Annotated in this window: 18 protein-coding genes; 15 read left to right on the top strand and 3 right to left on the bottom strand. The window is 63.6% G+C overall.

The annotated features are described in order from the left end of the window. Positions 1-151: 151 nt before the first annotated feature. The gene (locus ACI2KK_RS13665; protein WP_404669270.1) at positions 152-1,006 is read left to right on the top strand and encodes a peptidoglycan DD-metalloendopeptidase family protein; all 855 of its coding nucleotides are present in this window, start codon (positions 152-154) and stop codon (positions 1,004-1,006) included. Between the two features lie 105 nt (positions 1,007-1,111). Continuing rightward, positions 1,112-2,119, top strand: coding sequence for an RNA polymerase sigma factor RpoS (gene rpoS / locus ACI2KK_RS13660; protein WP_011535249.1), 1,008 nt, complete (start codon positions 1,112-1,114; stop codon positions 2,117-2,119). 471 nt (positions 2,120-2,590) lie between these two features. On the opposite strand, the gene fdxA is transcribed toward rpoS, so the two are convergent. From fdxA to ACI2KK_RS13645, 3 genes are all read right to left on the bottom strand, one after another. Continuing rightward, positions 2,591-2,914: a ferredoxin FdxA gene (gene fdxA, locus ACI2KK_RS13655; RefSeq protein ID WP_217839942.1), complete on the bottom strand. Its 324-nt coding sequence runs from the start codon at positions 2,912-2,914 to the stop codon at positions 2,591-2,593. Between the two features lie 141 nt (positions 2,915-3,055). Further along, entirely contained in the window at positions 3,056-5,629 is a 2,574-nt protein-coding gene (gene mutS / locus ACI2KK_RS13650) for a DNA mismatch repair protein MutS (RefSeq protein ID WP_404669269.1), read from the bottom strand. Between the two features lie 100 nt (positions 5,630-5,729). Continuing rightward, positions 5,730-5,930, bottom strand: a complete 201-nt coding sequence (locus ACI2KK_RS13645) for a hypothetical protein (RefSeq protein WP_404669268.1) — start codon at positions 5,928-5,930, stop codon at positions 5,730-5,732. 121 nt (positions 5,931-6,051) lie between these two features. Between ACI2KK_RS13645 and ACI2KK_RS13640 the strand changes: the two genes are divergently transcribed. The 13 genes from ACI2KK_RS13640 to ACI2KK_RS13580 all read left to right on the top strand — a co-directional run bounded on the left by ACI2KK_RS13640 (position 6,052) and on the right by ACI2KK_RS13580 (position 15,788). Further along, complete coding sequence (locus ACI2KK_RS13640) at positions 6,052-6,789, top strand: helix-turn-helix transcriptional regulator (protein ID WP_404669267.1); 738 nt, start codon at positions 6,052-6,054, stop codon at positions 6,787-6,789. Between the two features lie 477 nt (positions 6,790-7,266). Then, entirely contained in the window at positions 7,267-7,620 is a 354-nt protein-coding gene (locus ACI2KK_RS13635; protein ID WP_404669266.1) for a phage holin family protein, read from the top strand. After that, positions 7,617-8,114, top strand: coding sequence for a hypothetical protein (locus ACI2KK_RS13630; RefSeq protein ID WP_404669265.1), 498 nt, complete (start codon positions 7,617-7,619; stop codon positions 8,112-8,114). The genes ACI2KK_RS13635 and ACI2KK_RS13630 overlap by 4 nt, the downstream gene beginning before the upstream one ends. Then, a complete protein-coding gene (locus tag ACI2KK_RS13625) occupies positions 8,111-8,692 on the top strand; it encodes a phage baseplate assembly protein V (RefSeq protein WP_369987764.1) in 582 nt (193 codons plus the stop codon). The genes ACI2KK_RS13630 and ACI2KK_RS13625 overlap by 4 nt, the downstream gene beginning before the upstream one ends. Positions 8,693-8,705: 13 nt before the next feature. Beyond that, on the top strand, positions 8,706-8,891 hold the full coding sequence (locus ACI2KK_RS13620) for a Com family DNA-binding transcriptional regulator (protein WP_369987763.1): 186 nt from the start codon (positions 8,706-8,708) through the stop codon (positions 8,889-8,891). 108 nt (positions 8,892-8,999) lie between these two features. Next, positions 9,000-9,326 (top strand): GPW/gp25 family protein, encoded by a 327-nt coding sequence (locus ACI2KK_RS13615; RefSeq protein WP_217886161.1) that lies wholly within the window; start codon positions 9,000-9,002, stop codon positions 9,324-9,326. Beyond that, positions 9,323-10,204, top strand: coding sequence for a baseplate J/gp47 family protein (locus ACI2KK_RS13610; RefSeq protein ID WP_404669264.1), 882 nt, complete (start codon positions 9,323-9,325; stop codon positions 10,202-10,204). Before ACI2KK_RS13615 ends, ACI2KK_RS13610 begins: the two co-directional genes overlap by 4 nt. Before the next feature lies 1 nt (position 10,205). Next, a complete protein-coding gene (locus ACI2KK_RS13605) occupies positions 10,206-10,817 on the top strand; it encodes a phage tail protein I (RefSeq protein WP_369987761.1) in 612 nt (203 codons plus the stop codon). Further along, on the top strand, positions 10,810-13,257 hold the full coding sequence (locus ACI2KK_RS13600; protein WP_404669263.1) for a phage tail protein: 2,448 nt from the start codon (positions 10,810-10,812) through the stop codon (positions 13,255-13,257). The genes ACI2KK_RS13605 and ACI2KK_RS13600 overlap by 8 nt, the downstream gene beginning before the upstream one ends. Positions 13,258-13,266: 9 nt before the next feature. Beyond that, positions 13,267-13,632, top strand: a complete 366-nt coding sequence (locus tag ACI2KK_RS13595; protein ID WP_404669262.1) for a phage tail assembly chaperone — start codon at positions 13,267-13,269, stop codon at positions 13,630-13,632. Continuing rightward, positions 13,629-14,069: a gp53-like domain-containing protein gene (locus ACI2KK_RS13590; protein ID WP_404669261.1), complete on the top strand. Its 441-nt coding sequence runs from the start codon at positions 13,629-13,631 to the stop codon at positions 14,067-14,069. The genes ACI2KK_RS13595 and ACI2KK_RS13590 overlap by 4 nt, the downstream gene beginning before the upstream one ends. Before the next feature lie 11 nt (positions 14,070-14,080). Next, complete coding sequence (locus ACI2KK_RS13585; protein WP_404669260.1) at positions 14,081-14,482, top strand: hypothetical protein; 402 nt, start codon at positions 14,081-14,083, stop codon at positions 14,480-14,482. A gap of 139 nt (positions 14,483-14,621) precedes the next feature. Continuing rightward, positions 14,622-15,788 (top strand): phage tail sheath family protein, encoded by a 1,167-nt coding sequence (locus ACI2KK_RS13580; protein WP_217839930.1) that lies wholly within the window; start codon positions 14,622-14,624, stop codon positions 15,786-15,788. Positions 15,789-15,799: the final 11 nt, after the last annotated feature.

The following is a 15,799-nucleotide window of genomic DNA, read 5'->3' as shown; positions in this document are numbered from 1 at the left end:
GGCGACGAATTCCTGGGGGCCGGGCCTGTCTATTCGGCGAGGCCTGCGCCATTGCGGCACATACTGAGCCCTGCTCGGCAGGCGCCTCGGTTATAATTGCAACAATATTGCATTTCAAATCGTCTTTTTCGGCACCATGAGGGGAGCGCGGGTGGGTCACACAGTCGTTCGGCAGCGCAAGGATCGTTCGGTTTTGAAGCTTCTGGTGATTGCGCTTGCCATGGGAACCCTGTTGGCCGGCTGCTCGAGCACAGGCTCCAGCGGCGCGCGGGTGGTCGACCGCAACAATGCGGCGCCCAAGCGCCCGACCGTCACCTCTGGGCAGTACGTGGTCAAGCCGGGCGACACTTTGTTCTCCATCGCCTTCCGTTATGGCTGGGACTACAAGGAGCTGGCAGCGCGCAACAACATCCCGGCGCCTTACACCATCCGTCCCGGTCAGGCCATCCGTTTCAGCAGCGCTGCCGGTGGCAGCACGACGGTGGTTTCCAGCCCTTCTTCATCCAGCAAGACGACGGTCATTCGTCGGCCAATTGCCACTACCGCGCCAGCATCCGGCAGTGGCAAAACTGCCACAGTGGCGCCTTCGACGTCCTCGCAAACGGTTGCCCAGGTCCCGGCTGCAGAGCGCGCCGTAGGCGGCTGGACGTGGCCGGCAAACGGCGTGTTGATTGGAAAATTTGCTTCAAACGGTAGTTTGAATAAAGGCATTGATATCGCCGGTGATTTGGGACAGCCTGTTTTTGCCGCGTCTGATGGAGCAGTGGTTTACGCCGGGAGTGGCTTGCGGGGCTACGGCGAGCTGATCATCATCAAACACAGCGATACCTACGTCAGTGCCTACGGTCACAACCGCAGGCTGTTGGTTCGGGAGGGGCAGCAGGTCAAGGCAGGGCAGACAATCGCAGAGATGGGGTCCACGGGCACTGATCGGGTGAAGCTGCATTTCGAGATTCGCCGCCAGGGCAAACCCGTCGATCCGCTCCAGTTCTTGCCACGCCGCTGACCATTGTTCCGGCCTGTTCCTTGGATGTAGAGGGGACAGGCTCCAGCGCTACCACGGAAAGGTGACGCTCGAGTCTGAGTTCGAACTCAGCAAAGGACTATAACAATGGCTCTCAGTAAAGAAGTGCCGGAGTTTGACATCGACGATGACCTGCTCTTGATGGAGACCGGCATCGTTTTGGAAACGGATGTGGTGTCAGACGAACCTGCTGTACCGTCGGTTCGGACCAAGTCGAAACAGGGCGCCTCGCTCAAGCAGCACAAATATATCGATTACAGCCGGGCGCTCGATGCCACCCAGCTGTATCTCAACGAAATCGGCTTCTCGCCCCTGCTTTCGCCAGAGGAAGAAGTGCATTTCGCGCGTCTCTCGCAAAAAGGCGACCCGGCCGGTCGCAAGCGCATGATCGAAAGCAACCTGCGCCTGGTGGTCAAGATCGCCCGCCGTTACGTCAATCGTGGCCTGTCGCTGCTCGACTTGATCGAGGAAGGCAACCTGGGCCTGATTCGTGCGGTGGAGAAGTTCGACCCCGAGCGTGGCTTCCGCTTCTCGACCTACGCCACCTGGTGGATCCGCCAGACCATCGAGCGGGCGATCATGAACCAGACCCGCACCATTCGCCTGCCGATCCACGTGGTCAAGGAGCTCAACGTCTACCTGCGTGCCGCGCGGGAGCTGACGCAAAAGCTCGACCACGAGCCATCGCCTGAAGAAATCGCCAGCCTGCTGGAAAAACCAGTGGCCGAGGTCAAGCGCATGCTCGGCCTGAACGAGCGGGTATCGTCGGTGGATGTCTCGCTCGGCCCTGACTCGGACAAGACCCTGCTCGATACCCTCACCGACGATCGCCCCACCGACCCTTGTGAGCTGTTGCAGGACGACGACCTGTCGCAGAGCATCGACCAGTGGCTGGGCGAGCTGACCGACAAGCAGCGTGAGGTGGTGGTACGCCGCTTCGGCCTGCGCGGGCACGAAAGCAGCACCCTGGAAGACGTTGGCCTGGAAATCGGCCTGACCCGTGAGCGGGTGCGGCAAATCCAGGTAGAGGGCCTCAAGCGTCTGCGCGAGATCCTCGAGAAGAACGGCCTGTCCAGCGAGTCGCTGTTCCAGTAAGCGTACGCCAGGCCGCGCAAGACGCCCCGATGACCTCGGGGCGTTTTTGTTTGTGCCTACCGGGTTGTTTACTTATCTACCCTCGTTGCATGGCGTGTAAGCATTTACTTACTCGTGCTGTAGGAGAACCGTGACAGGAGCGGTAAATAAAAGTCGTTTTCAACGCCTTTAAATTTTTAAGCAATTGAAACCAAAGGTTTTTTACGACTTTTCTGAATGTGTCTGTGGAAACTTCCTGAAAAATTCACCCCTTGCCCACCGCCCGGAAATCGCTAGTATTCGAACTGTGTCAACGGACAGACACAGGCCATCACGGATGACGGCCAAGGACATCGCAAGAGGCGATTCATCAGGACGATGAGTGGGATATACAGGGACTACGGAAAAAATGTGGGCGGGTCAAACCGCCCCTTTTTTTTGCCTGGCAGAAATGAAAAAAGGCCCGTTGCGGGCCTTTTTCGTGCCTGGAACTCAGCGCTCCAGGTCGGCGATCTTGCCAGTCTTGCCGTCCCACTCTTCGGCGTCCGCCAGGGCGTCTTTCTTCTCGGTGATGTTCGGCCAGATTTCCGCAAGCTCGGCGTTGAGCTCGATGAAGTTCTCCATGCCAGCCGGGATCTCGTCTTCCGAGAAGATGGCCTGGGCCGGGCACTCAGGCTCGCACAGCGCACAGTCGATGCACTCGTCCGGGTGAATCACCAGGAAGTTCGGGCCTTCGTAGAAGCAGTCCACCGGGCAGACTTCCACGCAGTCGGTGTACTTGCATTTGATGCAGTTGTCGGTGACGACGAAGGTCATTTCTAATTCTCTCCTCAGGCGACGGCAGCTTGCCCTTCCGTCCAGGGCAGCGCGGCTCACGATGGTGTGGCTGCAGGCCAGGCTAATAACCTGCAGCACTCGCAAACCGCGCCGGATTCTACCAGCTTGCGCGGGTGGTCGTTATAACAGGTTCTTTAGTTGATATAGCATTTCGATAGCTTGGCGCGGCGTCATGTCGTCCAGTTGCAGCTTGCCCAGCTTCTCGATGGCCGGGTGTGGCAGGCTGGCGAACAGGTCGCTTTGGTGTGGCACGCTTGGCTCGTCCTTGCTCTTGCTGGCAAGTGGCGCGTCATGGGGCAGGCTGGCGGTCTCCAGCCGGCCCAGGTGTTCGCGGGCACGTTGGATCACCGGCCCCGGCACGCCGGCCAGCTGGGCCACGGCCAGGCCGTAGCTCTGGCTGGCCGGGCCCGGCAGCACATGGTGCAGGAACACGATGCGCTCGTTGTGCTCGGTGGCGTTCAGGTGCACGTTGGCCACCAGCGGTTCGCTCTCCGGCAGCACGGTCAGCTCGAAGTAGTGAGTGGCGAACAGGGTATAGGCGCGCAGCTGGGCCAGGCGCTCGGCGGCAGCCCAGGCCAGCGACAGGCCGTCGAAGGTGCTGGTGCCGCGGCCCACTTCGTCCATCAGCACCAGGCTGCGGTCGGTGGCGTTGTGCAGAATGTTCGCGGTTTCGCTCATCTCGACCATGAAGGTCGAGCGCCCGCCGGCCAGGTCGTCGCTGGAGCCGATGCGGGTGAAGATACGGTCGACCAGCGACAGTTCGCAACTGGCCGCCGGCACGAAGCTGCCGATATGCGCCAGCAGCACGATCAGTGCGGTCTGGCGCATGTAGGTGGACTTACCGCCCATGTTCGGGCCGGTGATGATCAGCATGCGTGTGCTGTCGTCCAGGCCCAGGTCGTTGGCCACGAACGGCGTGGTCAGCACCTGCTCGACCACCGGGTGGCGGCCTTGCTCGATGCGTAGGCACGGCTCTTCGACAAAGCTTGGGCAGTTCAGGTCCAGGTTAAGCGCACGTTCTGCCAGGTTGCTCAGCACGTCCAGCTCGGCGAGGGCCGCGGCGCTGTCCTGCAGCGGCGCCAGGTGGCCGATGAGGGTCTCGAGCAGCGCGTCGTAGAGCATCTTTTCGCGGGCCAGGGCGCGGCTTTTGGCCGACAGTGCCTTGTCTTCGAAGGCTTTGAGCTCCGGGGTGATGAAGCGCTCGGCGCCCTTGAGGGTCTGGCGGCGAATATAGTCGCCCGGGGCCTGCTCGGCCTGCTTGGTCGGCAGCTCGATGAAGTAGCCGTGCACGCGGTTGTAGCCGACCTTGAGGTTGGCAAGGCCGGTGCGGGCCTTTTCGCGGGCTTCGAGGTCGATGAGGAACTGGCCGGCGTTCTCGCTCATCGCCAGCAACTCGTCCAGCTCGCTGTCGTAGCCGGTCTTGAGCACGCCGCCATCGCGGATCACCGCCGGCGGGTTGTCGATGATCGCCCGCTCCAGCAGGCCGGCCAGCTCCGGGTAGGTGCCGGTGATGGCGGCCAGGCGCGCCAGGTGCGGCGCTTCCAGCTCGGCCATCGCGTTTTGCAGCTCGGGCAGGGCACCGAGGGCGTCACGCAGGCGCGCCAGGTCGCGCGGGCGGGCGTTACGCAGGCCGATGCGCGCCAGAATGCGCTCGATGTCGCCGATTTCCTTGAGCTGCGGCTGCAGCTTTTCGAAACGGTAGCCGTCGAGCAGGCAGCGGATGGAGCCCTGGCGTGCGGTGAGCACCTTGAGGTCGCGCAGCGGGCGGTTCAGCCAGCGGGTCAGCAGGCGGCTGGCCATGGCGGTCTGGCAGCGGTCGACCACCGACTGCAGGGTGTTGTCGCGCCCGCCGGCCAGGTTGATGTCCAACTCCAGGTTGCGGCGGCTGGCGGCGTCGAGGATGACCGTGTCATCCATGCGCTCATGGCGCAGGCTGCGCAGGTGCGGCAGCGAGGTGCGCTGGGTCTCCTTGGCGTAACCGAGCAAGCAACCTGCGGCGCCGATGGCCAGGGTCAGCTTGTCGCAGCCAAAGCCTTTGAGGTCTTGGGTGGCGAACTGCTGGCACAGGCTCTTGCGCGCCGAATCGCGGTCGAAGTCCCAGGGCGCGCGGCGGCGGGCGCCGGGGCGCTTCTCGGCTGGCAGGCCCTGTGGCCAGTCATCCGGGATCAGCAGCTCCACCGGGTTGATTCGCTCAAGCTCCGCCAGCAGGTTTTCCCAGCCCTTGATCTCCTGCACGGTGAAGTTGCCGCTGGTGATATCCAGCACCGCCAGGCCGAACAGGCGCTCGTCACCCAGCAGGGCGGCGATCAGGTTGTCGCGGCGCTCGTCCAGCAGCGCCTCGTCGCTGATGGTACCCGGGGTGATGATGCGCACCACCTGGCGCTCCACCGGCCCCTTGCTGGTGGCCGGGTCGCCGATCTGCTCGCAGATGACCACCGACTCGCCGAGCTTGACCAGCTTGGCCAGGTAGCCCTCGAGCGAATGGAAGGGGATCCCGCACATGGGGATGGACTGCCCCGCCGACTGCCCGCGGGCGGTCAGGGTGATATCCAGCAGTTTCGCGGCCTTCTTCGCATCTTCGTAGAAGATCTCGTAGAAGTCGCCCATGCGGTAGAACATCAGCTGGTCCGGGTGCTGGTTTTTCAGCTTCCAGTACTGCTGCATCATCGGGGTGTGTGCGGAGAGATCGGACATTCGGGGCCTTGAAGCGGGATCTGGTGGCTGTTGCGAAACCGCTAATGGTACAGGCTTTTACTGCCCGTTGCAGGCGCCTTGGCTGGGGCAAATATGCGCATCAGCGGTAGAACTGGTTGAGCAGGATCAGCTCGATCACCACCACGACCACGCATACCACGACGAAGCCACGGGTGAACACGCGCCGCGGGCGTTCGCTGCTGGGCAGGTCCTGCAGGTTGAAGTCAAAGACCAGTGCCAGCAGTATCAGCAGCCACATGAGTAACTGGCGTGGCCAGCGGCGCTGGGGGGTGAAGTCCATGTCGGTGTTCCATTCCCTGTCTATATGAAGAAGAGCCGCGCGGCGACGATACCCACACCAGGTGACGGCAACAAGCACCGAGTGATTGCATTCCCCCTGGCTGGGATGCATTATGCACGCTATGCAAAAACGCAACGTAGCCTCCGTACTCAAAGCGCTGCTCGACCGCCACGGCCTGTCCCCGACAGAGCTGCACCGGCGCACGGGCGTTCCGCAATCCACGCTGTCGCGCATTCTCAGCGAGAAAATCGTCGACCCGTCCGACAAGCACGTGTCGCGCATTGCCGAGTATTTCGGCATCAGCACCGACCAGTTGCGCGGCCGCGCCGAGCTTGGCGAGTCGCGCGAAGCCGCGGCGTTCACGCCAGCCCATTCGGCGCTGAACGACATCAGCTTGTGGGATGATGAAACCCCCGTCGAGGACGACGAGGTGTCCGTACCCTTTCTTCGTGAGGTCGAGTTGGCAGCAGGATCAGGAAGATTCGTCATCGAAGAGAGCGAGCATGCCCGCTTGCGCTTCGGCAAGCGCAGCCTGCGCCACAACGGCGTGCAGTTCGACAACGCCAAGTGCGTGACCGTGCGCGGCAACAGCATGCTGCCGGTACTGCGCGACGGCGCCACGGTGGGGGTGAACACCGGCAAGTGCACGGTGGGCGACATCATCGACGGCGACCTCTACGCCATCAACCACAACGGCCAGCTGCGGGTGAAGCAGGTGTACCGCCTGCCCACCGGCATTCGCCTGCGCAGCTTCAACCGCGACGAGCACCCCGACGAGGACTACAGCTTCCAGCAGATGCAGGATGAGCAGATCAGCCTGCTCGGCCATGTGTTCTGGTGGGGCATGTACGCCCGCTGACCGCTCTTGCGTAAAGGAAACCCGCCCCGGCGGGTTTTTTTTCGTCCTCAGAAAAGCCCTACAAGCCACGTCATGCATGGACTTCATGCATTTCAGCAAATTCCCGAGCATAAAAACTTGAACAAATGCATTGACTGCATATGCATCAATGCATAACCTGTGTCTCAAGCCGGTCAGCAACCGGTTGTTACACAGGCAGCGATGAACAGGCCTCGACTGTTCAGAGGGTTGGCAACTGGCCCGGGTGTGCAGCGTAAAGCACCAGAAACAGTTATCCGGCGGGCAGGCGGCCGCGGTCGGAGTCACCAATTTGAAGCGCAACCGCACGGCGTCACCAGTCGTGGCCGGCGGTTGGACAACGCATTACTGCAGGGCCTGGCGAACCGGGCCCTTTGGAATGCCACGTTCATTCATATGCACACAACCCACACGCACCGCCGGCATGTCGCCGGCGGGCATCACACAGGAGACAGGACAGTGACGAACGAGCAACAGACGTTGCTGGAAATGCCGCTCTGGCTGGTGATCGTCCTGGCATTGCTGGGCGGTTTGTCTGGTGAGATGTGGCGCGCCGACAAGGCCGGCGCCCGGGGCTGGGCGCTGATCCGGCGGTTGGCGCTGCGCTCCGGGGCCTGCATGGCCTGCGGGGTATCGACGGTCATGCTGCTGTATGCCACCGGTATGTCGATCTGGAGCGCTGCGGCCTTTGGTTGCCTCACCGCCATGGCCGGCGCCGACGTCGCCATCAACCTTTACGAACGCTGGGCGGCCCGCCGCCTGGGCCTGCGCGAGCCGGCCGGCGGCAATGAGCAATGGAAGGAGGATGCATGAGCCAACTGGCCAGCTTACAGGCAACCCTCACCGCCACCATTCGTGAGGCGATGCCGGATTTGGCGTCGGTAGACGCTGATTCAACTGTAGGAAACAGCCCTGCATTACCCGCCCTGCGCCACGGCATCGTCAGCATGGTCGCCGACGCCGCGCCCCGGGATGGCCGCTCGGTACTGGCGGTCACCTTCGAGGCCGATATCACCCCCGACGCTGCCAGCAGCGATGCCCGGCTGCAGGGCAGCGAGCTGGCCGCGCAACTGATGGACCTGTTGCGCCAGCAGCTGTGGGGCCTGGAGTTCGTCGAGGCGACCCGCAACGTGCAGGCGCAGTACCAGGGCGCGCAATGGAAGGTGCGCTGGGAGCAGCCGGTGTTGCTGGGCGAGCCGCGCTGGGAATGGCCGGACCAACCGCCGGGCAGCCTGATGCTGGGCTTCGACCCGGATACCGGTACCGGCAACGAAAACCGCTACATCAGCCCGGAGGACCTGGCATGAGCTACGCCAGTGCCATGCACGACCGCATGCTGGCCGCCCTGGTGATCCCGTGCCGGGTGGTGGCGGTGGACTTGGCCGCCGCCCGGGTGCGGGTGTCCGACGGCGGCGGCTGGACCAGCGCCTGGGTGCGCTGGCATGCGCTGGCCGCCGGCAAGGCCCGGCACTGGCGGGCGCCGAGCCTGGACGAGCAGGGCGTGCTGGTCAGCCCCAGCGGCGAGCCGGCCCAGGGCACCTTCGTGCCGGGGCTGTACGGCAATGCCGGCAACCCGCCGGACAACCGCGACCATGTCGAAGCCTGGCATTTCGACGATGGCGGCTCGCTGAGCTACGACTGGCAGGCCGGGCGCTACGCCATCCAGTTGCCCGCCGGCAACGCCACCATCAGCGTGGCCGGCAGTGTGCTGGAGGTGAACGACGGCGCCATCACCCTGAAGGCGCCCTCGGTCACGGTCGAAGCTTCAACCATCACCCTGGCCGGCCAGGTGGCGGTCAACGGCCCGCTCACCGTCAGCGGCGACATCAATGGCGGCGGGCGGATCATCGATACCGCCGGCAACACCGCCAACCACAAGCACTAGGCAGGAGCCCGCGATGCTCAAGGATTTTCGTTGCGGCACCTGCTCGCGACTGCTTGCCCGCATGGGCGTGCTGACCGAGCTGCAAATCAAGTGCCCGCGTTGCGGCACCTTGAACCATGCCAGGGCCCAGAGCCCCGAGCGATCGCCTGAGAGCGACCTGAGCGCGGCCACGGCCGCGTCCCATCCCTCGCTGCAATAGAGGCGGGGGCTGGCAAACGGCCGCAACGCGGCCCGGGCCAACCCTCGCATCACAGGAGAACGCTATGCATACCCACGAACGGGGTGCGCCCGCGTCGGGAGGTGCCCCTTGATCGGCATGGACCGCCGTACCGGGCAACCCTTGAGCGGCATTGCCCACCTGCGCCAATCCATCGAAGACATCCTCACCACCCCCCTCGGCAGCCGGCGCATGCGCCCCGACTATGGCAGCCAGCTGCGCCGCTACATCGACCTGCCGGTCAACGAAGGCTGGAAGAGCGCCGTGCAGGCCGAAGTGGCCCGCGCCCTCGGGCGTTGGGAGCCGCGCCTGGCGCTGGAGCGGGTGAAAGTGGTGGCGGTGCTCGACGGCCAGGTCAGCCTGGCCCTCAACGGCCGTTACCTGGGTGACGACATGCTGGTGGAGGTGAGCGTATGAGCCAGGTCGACTTGTCGAAACTGCCCGCGCCGCAACTGCTCGAAGACCTCGACTTCGAGGAACTCTACCAGCAGGACCTGGATACCTTCCGCACGCAACTGGGCGACAGCTGGAACGCCAACCTGGAAAGCGACCCGGTGACCAAGCTGCTGGAAGTCGGCGCCTACCGCAAGCTGCTCAACCGGGCGCGCATCAACGATGCGGCCAAGGCGCTGCTGCTGGCCTACGCCGAAGGCAGCGACCTCGAGCAACTGGCCGCCAACGTCGGCCTGCAACGCCTGCTGATCCAGGCCGAAGACCTCACCGCCACACCGCCGGTCGAGGCCCTGCTGGAGCAGGACGACGCCCTGCGCGAACGGGTGCAACTGGTCTACGAGGGCCTGACCACCGCCGGCCCGCGCAACAGCTACATCCTGCATGCCCGCAACGCCTCCGGGCAGGTGGCCGACGCCACCGCCGAAAGCCCGTCGCCGGCGGTGGTGGATGTCACCGTGCTGAGCCTGGACGGCGATGGCAGCGCCAGCGCCGAACTGGTCGCCGAGGTGGCGGCTTACCTCAACGATGACGATATCCGCCCGGTGGCTGACCGGGTGCAGGTGCGCAGCGCCGAGATTCTGCCGTACCGCATCGATGCGGTGCTGCACATGGCTGGCGACGGCCCGGAATACGAGGCCATTCTGGCCGAGTGCCGCCGGCGCCTGCAGGCCTCGGTCAACCCGCGCCGGCGCTTGGGCGTCGAGGTGGCCCGCTCGGGCATCGATGCGCTGCTGCACATCGACGGCGTCAGCCGGGTCGAGCTGATCGGCTGGGCCGACCTGCAACCGAGCAAGGCCCAGGCCGCCTGGTGCACCGGCTTCGACCTTGCCCGCGGAGGCTGACATGCAAAGCCTCCTGCCGCTCAACCGCACACCCCTGGAACGCGCCCTGGAAGTGGCCGCCGACGAGGACCTCAAGGCCGGCCTGCGCACCCTCTACAACCCCGACAGCTGCCCGGCGCACCTGCTGTACCAACTGGCCTGGGCCTGGTCGGTGGACCGCTGGGACGATAACTGGAGCGAGGCGATCAAGCGCTCGGTGATCCGCTCGGCGTTCTACGTGCATGCCCACAAGGGCACCCTCGGCGCCTTGCGCCGGGTGGTCGAGCCGTTCGGCTACCTGATCGAGGTGCGCGAATGGTGGCAGCTCGACCCGCTCGGGGTGCCCGGCACCTTCGCCCTGAAAGTGGGGGTGGAAAACGCCGGCATCGACGAAAACACCTACCAGGAACTGAGCCGCCTGATCGAGGACGCACGCCCCGTCAGCCGCCACCTGATCGGCCTGGACATCAGCCTCGAAAGCCTGCTGCCGGCCTACCAGGCGCTGGTGGTCAGCGATGGCGAACTGCTCGAGGTATTCCCCTGGGAGGCGGCGGACATCGACGTGCACCTGGCCGCCAGCCAACGGCTGAACGACCACACACTGGACATACTGGACATCTACCTCAATGGCTAACTCAACCACTCAATTCGGTGGGTTCCTGACCAACGTCGGCACCGCCCAGCAGGCCAATACCGCCGCGCTGGGACTGCCCTGGAACATCACCCACATGCTGATCGGCGATGCCGGCGGCGACCCTTCGCAAACCCCCGACCCCACCCCCAAACCGACCCAGAGCGCGCTGGTGCGCCAGGTGTACCGGGCGCAGTTGAACGCGCTGTACCCGTCGCCCGCCGACCCCAACGTGCTGGTGGCCGAGCTGGTGCTGCCGCCCGAGATCGGCGGCTGGTGGATCCGCGAGCTGGCACTGGAGGACGCCAGCGGCAACTTCATCGCCGTGGCCATGCCCGCGCCGAGCTACAAGCCGCTGCTGGCGCAGGGCTCCGGGCGTACCCAGACCATCCGCATGCACGTGGTGTTCGGCAACCTGGCCAACGTCACCCTGAAGATCGACCCGAGCATTGTGCTGGCCACCCGCGACTACGCCGACAAGGCGCGCGAAGCGGCCGAGCTGTATGCCCGCAACCAGATCAAGGCGCACGTCGAAGCCGCCGACCCGCACCCGCAGTACCTGCGCCGCGCCGATGTGGCCAAGGACGCCGGCCAACTGGCCTGGCTGGGCGCCGCCACCGGCACCGGCGATGCCCTGGTGCTCAAGCTCAAGAGCAGCGAAGCGGCGCTTGCGGCCTACGCCGCCGGCCAGCGCTTCCAGTTCCAGGCCAGCGCCAGCAACACCGGCGCCGTGACCGCGCGCATCAACAGCCTGGCCGCTGTGGCCGTGAAAAAGGCCGGCAGCGCCGGCCTGATCGACCTGGTGGCCGGTGATATCCGCGCTGGCGCCTTGTACGACCTGAACTACGACGGCACCTACTTCCAGCTCGGTGGCGGCGTTGGCGCCGGCAAGGCGTTCGAGCGCTTCTCGTTCGAAGCTTCGGTAGGGCAGACCACCTTCAATGTGCCGCACACCATTGGCAGCACCATCGTGCTGCGCAACGGGCGTGAGGTGACCGACTACCAGGCTGATGGGCAGAAGATCATCTTCCGTACGGCTTGTGCGTTTGGTGATTCGGTGGAGATTCTAGCGTTCAGTGCGTTTCAGTCGGCGGACAGCTATACCAAGGCTGAAGTGCAGGCACTGATGAAAACCGCCTCGGCGTTGCCGGTGGGGACCATGTTGCCGTTCCCGCGCGATGCTGTGCCTGCAGGGTTTCTGGAGGTCGATGGCCGTGCGCACAGCGCTGCGACCTATCCCGATCTGGCGGCGTATTTGGGCGGGGCGTTCGACAAGGGCGATGAAGGGGCAGGGTTCTTCCGCTTGCCGGACACTCGTGGGGAGTTTCTGCGAGGCTGGGCTCATGGGCGGAATGTGGATGCCGGTCGAGCGCTTGGATCGAGTCAGGATGATGCTTTCCAAGGTCATTTCCACAACATTCGCGCCGGCAATACCAACGGTGGATTGGGGATTGTTACCGGCAACGCTACCGGTGGTACCGCGCTGCTGGATGGTAGCTTATATCCAACCGGAGGCTCGGTAGTTCAGGCTGTCACCGATGGCGTAAATGGCGTGCCGCGCACCGCCTCGGAAACCCGGCCGAGAAACCTTTCTGTGATGTGGTGCATCAAGGCCTGGAACGCGCCGGTCAACCAAGGAAACATCGATGTTGCCGCGTTGGCCGCCCAAGTCGCAGTAGCTGTGCCGAAAGACTATCGGACTGGATTCGGCATGGCAGTGAATGCGGCGACGCCGACCACCACTATCGACGTGCACCCCGGTCTTACGCGTGGCTCGGGCACTCCGGTCGAACTGGGCGCTGTTATGAGTGGCGTGCTACAAGCGGCCGGAGTTTGGTCAGCCGAGTCCGGCGGTAACAAGCTCGACACCGGTACTCGAGCGGCGAATAGCTGGTATCACCTGTTCGTACTCCGCAAGATCTCGAACAGCCAGGCCGATCTGTTGTTCTCCTTGAATTCCACCCTGCCGGCAGTACCAGCGGGTTACGACCTTGTTCGGCGTCTGGGCGCTCTCAAGACGGATGCAAGTGGCCTGATTATCCCGTTCATCAACGCGGGGCGTAAGTTCTGGTGGGCAACACCGATAAAGGATGCTGCGGGGACGCTATCGCTCGGCGAGTCAACGTTGCCAATCGTTCTGTCGGTACCGACTGGCGTGAGGGTGCTTGCAAGCATCCAGGCAGGTTTCACTGGGACTGCAGCTAACTTTTACGCGCACTCAACGGACACCCCGATGAATGCCACAAAGTACTTTGCTTACTCTAACAGTGTGGCAACTTTGGCGGCATGGAATGGCGGGTTGGGTATGAATACCGCTGAGTATGACATGGGCTCGGTTGCGCTGGAGGTATTGAGCGATGCGACGGGTGCCATTGCACTTCAATATTCCGGAAGCACAGGCTTCTATGGGGTCGTTACGCTCGGTTATACCGAAATCAGTTAAGGAGGCTACATGCCCTTCGTTCAACGCAACGCCAATGGCGTAATCATCGGGGTATATGCCAACCAGCAGCCCGGATATGCAGAAGAATGGCTGTCCGATGACAGCCCGGATCTCATACAGGTAAGTCCTGAGCAGGACGCGGCCGTTGAGCGCGCTTGGCGTGACGCCGAGCTTGCCGACCTAGTCGGGCCCCGTGACCGCCACCGCGACCAGTTGGAGCTAGGAGTTGCTACCACCCTGACCGGCGAGCAATTCACCGAGTTACTGGCATATGTCCAGGTTCTGAGGGACTGGCCACAAAGCGTCAATTTTCCTGACTCGTCGGCGCGTCCCGTGCAGCCGACATTCCTAGTAAATGCAGGGAGTGAAAAATGAGCCGTGCAGATAATCTGGCTGTCAACGACAAAGCTGTTCAGGACTTTGCCCTGCAAGGCGAAATCAGTGAGGCAGAAGTAACCGCTGGCTCCGCCCAAGGCAGCAAGTGGTTTAGCCTGCGCCGCCTACGTCTGGGCTTCTCCATCAGTCTTGCGGAGAACGGCTACGTCGTCTTCCCGGTATGGCTAGGCGGCCTGATTTTCCAATGGGGCATGGTTGTCCCGTCGGCAGCTGATACCACCACCAATTTGGCTTTTCCAATGGCTTTTCCAAATGCGTTCCTGGCTGGGCTGTGTGCGGGCAACCGAACCGCGCCGGTTTCTGGCGGCACGAGTTCCTGGTACTTCGCCAGCCCGAGCAAAACCGGTGCGGCGTTGATCCATGATGGCTCGAACGGCGGAACCATGGGCGCCTACTGGCTCGCAATCGGCAACTGAAGGGAAATGACATGCAACGCTATTACAGTCCTTCCACAGGATGTACTTACCTGCCTTCGATCCATGGCGAGCAAATCCCGACGGATGCAGTGGCCATTTCCGAAGTGATCTACCGCGATGTGATCGCTAACCCGCCTCCAGGCATGGTGCGCTCCCATGCGGCTGACGGAATGCCAATCCTTGTTGATGCCCCTGCGATCGCCGGACCAACTCGTGGAGCCGTCGAAGCTGCGCGCCTTAGTGCCTATGCCGACCCCCTGACTGGCTCTGACCGCTATTTCAGTGAGGCGAACCGAGAGGTCGTTTTAGGTAACACCGACAATGCCGAGCATGCGCGACTAAGAGGGTTGCAGCGCTTCACCGAAATTCAGCAAGAGCATCCTTGGCCAGAAACCGGCGACCATCCTCAATAGCGATTACCACCGCTCAAACCTGATATCACTTCATTTCGAGGCCGCTACGCGGTCCCGATTTCCCGATTTGCAGTACCTCCTCCCCCAAGGCCCCGCACTCGCGGGGCCTTTTCATATCTGAATCTGGAGCAAAACCCCTATGAGTGGATTCTTCCACGGCGTCACAGTGACCAACGTCGACACCGGTGCCCGCAGCATCGCGCTGCCGTCTTCCTCGATCATCGGCCTGGTGGACACCTTCACCGAAGGCGCTGGCGCCACCGCCAAGGCAGGCGACCTGGTGCTGATCACCAGCGAGCGCGAAGCGGTCGCGGCGTTCGGCCAGGATGCGGCCATCACCAAGGCCTGCCGCGCCATCTACACCCGCGCCAAGGCGGTCATCGTCGCCTGCGGCGTGGCCAAGCTCAGCGATGCGGCCGAACAAACCGCGGCGATCATCGGCACCGTGCAGGCCGACGGCAAGCGTACCGGCCTGCAGGCGCTGCTGGACGGCAAGAGCCGTTTCAACGCCCAGCCACGCCTGCTGGTCACCCCGAAACACAGTGCCACCGACGCCGTCGGCACCGCGCTGGTGGCCCTGGCCGACAAGCTGCGCGCCATCGCCATCATCGACGGCCCCAACACCACCGACGAGGCGGCCATCGCCTACGCCGGCAACTTCGGCGCCAAGCGCGCGTTCCTGGTCGACCCGGGCGTGCGCTACTGGGACAACGACGAAGCGGCCACGGTGGACGCGCCGGGCTCGGCCTGGGTGGCCGGCCTGTTCGCCTGGACCGACCGTGAATACGGCTTCTGGGCCTCGCCTTCGAACAAGGAGTTCGTCGGCATCACCGGCACCAGCCGTGCGGTGGAGTTCCTCGATGGCGACGACACCTGCCGCGCCAACCTGCTGAACAACGCCAACATCGCCACCATCATTCGTGACGACGGCTTCCGCCTGTGGGGCAACCGCACCCTGTCCAGCGACCCGAAATGGGCCTTCGTCACCCGCGTGCGCACCATGGACATCGTCATGGACGCGATCCTCTACGGCCACAAGTGGGCCGTCGACCGCTCCATCACCGCCACCTATGTGAAGGACGTCACCGAAGGCCTGCAGGCCTTCATGCGCGACCTGAAGAACCAGGGCGCGATCATCAACTTCGAGGTCTATGCCGACCCCGAGCTGAACACCGCCAGCCAGCTGGAGCAGGGCAAGGTGTACTGGAACATCCGCTTCACCGACGTACCCCCTGCCGAAAACCCCAATTTCCGCGTCGAAGTCACCAACCAGTGGCTGACCGAAGTCCTCGATTCCGCCGCTTAAGGAGCGCATTT

The sequence above is a fragment of the Pseudomonas sp. NPDC089406 genome (assembly GCF_044900265.1).
In the GTDB taxonomy this organism is placed as follows: Bacteria; Pseudomonadota; Gammaproteobacteria; order Pseudomonadales; family Pseudomonadaceae; genus Aquipseudomonas; species Aquipseudomonas fakonensis.
The sequence above is the reverse complement of the archived record's forward strand: the minus strand, read 5'-3'. Positions and strand labels throughout refer to the sequence as shown.

What these genes read in the sequence shown, in the direction of transcription:
- ACI2KK_RS13605 (WP_369987761.1), top strand. Translation starts at nt 10,206, where the DNA reads ATGCAAAGCCTCCTGCCGCTCAACCGCACACCCCTGGAACGCGCCCTG.
- mutS (WP_404669269.1), bottom strand. Translation starts at nt 5,629, where the DNA reads ATGTCCGATCTCTCCGCACACACCCCGATGATGCAGCAGTACTGGAAG.
- ACI2KK_RS13620 (WP_369987763.1), top strand. Translation starts at nt 8,706, where the DNA reads ATGCTCAAGGATTTTCGTTGCGGCACCTGCTCGCGACTGCTTGCCCGC.
- ACI2KK_RS13580 (WP_217839930.1), top strand. Translation starts at nt 14,622, where the DNA reads ATGAGTGGATTCTTCCACGGCGTCACAGTGACCAACGTCGACACCGGT.
- ACI2KK_RS13585 (WP_404669260.1), top strand. Translation starts at nt 14,081, where the DNA reads ATGCAACGCTATTACAGTCCTTCCACAGGATGTACTTACCTGCCTTCG.
- ACI2KK_RS13595 (WP_404669262.1), top strand. Translation starts at nt 13,267, where the DNA reads ATGCCCTTCGTTCAACGCAACGCCAATGGCGTAATCATCGGGGTATAT.
- fdxA (WP_217839942.1), bottom strand. Translation starts at nt 2,914, where the DNA reads ATGACCTTCGTCGTCACCGACAACTGCATCAAATGCAAGTACACCGAC.
- ACI2KK_RS13610 (WP_404669264.1), top strand. Translation starts at nt 9,323, where the DNA reads ATGAGCCAGGTCGACTTGTCGAAACTGCCCGCGCCGCAACTGCTCGAA.
- ACI2KK_RS13625 (WP_369987764.1), top strand. Translation starts at nt 8,111, where the DNA reads ATGAGCTACGCCAGTGCCATGCACGACCGCATGCTGGCCGCCCTGGTG.
- rpoS (WP_011535249.1), top strand. Translation starts at nt 1,112, where the DNA reads ATGGCTCTCAGTAAAGAAGTGCCGGAGTTTGACATCGACGATGACCTG.
- ACI2KK_RS13640 (WP_404669267.1), top strand. Translation starts at nt 6,052, where the DNA reads ATGCAAAAACGCAACGTAGCCTCCGTACTCAAAGCGCTGCTCGACCGC.
- ACI2KK_RS13630 (WP_404669265.1), top strand. Translation starts at nt 7,617, where the DNA reads ATGAGCCAACTGGCCAGCTTACAGGCAACCCTCACCGCCACCATTCGT.
- ACI2KK_RS13600 (WP_404669263.1), top strand. Translation starts at nt 10,810, where the DNA reads ATGGCTAACTCAACCACTCAATTCGGTGGGTTCCTGACCAACGTCGGC.
- ACI2KK_RS13590 (WP_404669261.1), top strand. Translation starts at nt 13,629, where the DNA reads ATGAGCCGTGCAGATAATCTGGCTGTCAACGACAAAGCTGTTCAGGAC.
- ACI2KK_RS13645 (WP_404669268.1), bottom strand. Translation starts at nt 5,930, where the DNA reads ATGGACTTCACCCCCCAGCGCCGCTGGCCACGCCAGTTACTCATGTGG.